This window comes from Bartonella sp. MR110HLJHH, assembly GCF_042194225.1.
Taxonomy (GTDB): domain Bacteria; phylum Pseudomonadota; class Alphaproteobacteria; order Rhizobiales; family Rhizobiaceae; genus Bartonella; species Bartonella grahamii.
In genome coordinates this window covers 1-1,532 of record NZ_JBHIMQ010000056.1, presented here as the reverse complement: position 1 = coordinate 1,532, position 1,532 = coordinate 1, and the positions used below count along the sequence as shown (strand labels likewise).

Sequence of the window (1,532 nt, the reverse complement as noted above, 5' to 3'; positions counted from 1 at the left end):
ATTAGTGGCTCCACCGTAATCGAAGAACGTGAGAAATAGTAATCATGGAAAAGAAATATGAACTTACTGATGAAATAAAAGAATTTCATGATGCAAGAACCGATAAAAGTAAAAAACTTTATCGCATACGTGCATTAAGAGATTTTAGAAATATTAAAAAAGGTTACTTAGGCGGCTATATACAAAAAGAAGACAACCTATCGCATGAAGGCGATTGTTGGGTTTGGCATAAAGCTATGGTTTATGGTGACGCTAAGATTTTCGGCAATGCACAAGTATTTGAACGCGCAAAAATTACAGGCAGGGCGCGTGTTTATGAAAATGCAAAAGTTTGCGGTGAAGCATATGTTGAATATGATGCGCAAATTTACGGCAATGCACAAATTTATGGTGAGGCTCGAGTTTTGGGCCATGTTTATGGCAATGCCCGTGTCTATGGAGATGCTTATATAAGTGATAAAGCACACATTTCCGGAAATATGAAAATTCTAGATGGAGTATATATTTTCGATAATGTAAATATTTCTGGTAATCTTGAAATTCGTGGACGCAATTCAATCATCTACGAAAGTGACTATTCAGCAAGCGATATAAGCTACATAAGCCGTTTCTAACACCGAAAAACCAATTTTTAAACACCAGCGTGATTCACGCCACGGGTGAATTGTACGCAAATCAAGGAAATAAACCATGAAAAAGAAATACAAACTTACTGATGAAACAATTCAGTTTGATGGAAAAACTCTTCACCGTATTCGTGCTTTAAGGGATTTTGATGATGTCAAAAAAGGAGATCTTGGTGGTTTTATTGAAAAGGAATATAACTTAGGTCATAAAGGTAATTGCTGGGTGTATGATGATGCCAAGGTGTATGAAAGCGCTACCATTTTTCATAATGCTAAGATATTTGATGGCGCTTGTATTAGTGGAAATGCTTCAGTTTATTCTGATGCACAAGTTTACAGTCGTGCTGTTGTTTACGGTAATGCCAAGGTTTCTGGTAGTGCACATGTTTTTGGTGATGCTGTTGTTCGCGACAAATCTCATGTTTGCGGTGATGCAGAAGTTTACAATGACGCACGTATTTATGGTGACGCAGCAGTTTTTGAGAATGCACGAATAAAGAATAGTGCCAAGGTTTACGACAATGCTCGTGTATATGGGAACGCAATAATTTGTGGTCCTGCTCTCATTTATAACAATGCTAAAGTTTATGGTGATGTCATTATATCATGCTCCAATTTCACGTATGAGGATGATGTTAATTATGGAAATGTTGAGATTTTTGGAGATGCAAAAGTTTATGATAGTGCTCGCATTTATGACGCAGTCAAGATTTTTAGAAATGCCGAAATTCGTGGATTAGCTAATATTCGCGGAAACACGAGAATTCCTCAAGACATAAAAATTTAACAACAAACCAGCCTTTTAACACAAGCGTGATTCACGCCACACGTGAATTGCGCGCAATGTAGGAAATCAAGATGACAAATTCTACTTTTTTAAAAGAAATGGCAGAAAAATATGGATTT

At 36.7% G+C, this 1,532-nt stretch carries 2 protein-coding genes; both read left to right on the top strand.

Features of this window, described 5'->3' with window-relative positions:
• The first annotated feature begins 44 nt into the window (after positions 1 to 44).
• Positions 45 to 614 (top strand): hypothetical protein, encoded by a 570-nt coding sequence (locus ACFIKB_RS09240; RefSeq protein WP_375653461.1) that lies wholly within the window; start codon positions 45 to 47, stop codon positions 612 to 614.
• A gap of 76 nt (positions 615 to 690) precedes the next feature.
• A complete protein-coding gene (locus ACFIKB_RS09235; protein WP_375653458.1) occupies positions 691 to 1,413 on the top strand; it encodes a hypothetical protein in 723 nt (240 codons plus the stop codon).
• The last annotated feature ends 119 nt before the right edge of the window (positions 1,414 to 1,532 follow it).

Bases quoted from the DNA above. Each gene is read 5' to 3' on its own strand.
- ACFIKB_RS09240 (WP_375653461.1), top strand. From the start codon at position 45: ATGGAAAAGAAATATGAACTTACTGATGAAATAAAAGAATTTCATGAT.
- ACFIKB_RS09235 (WP_375653458.1), top strand. From the start codon at position 691: ATGAAAAAGAAATACAAACTTACTGATGAAACAATTCAGTTTGATGGA.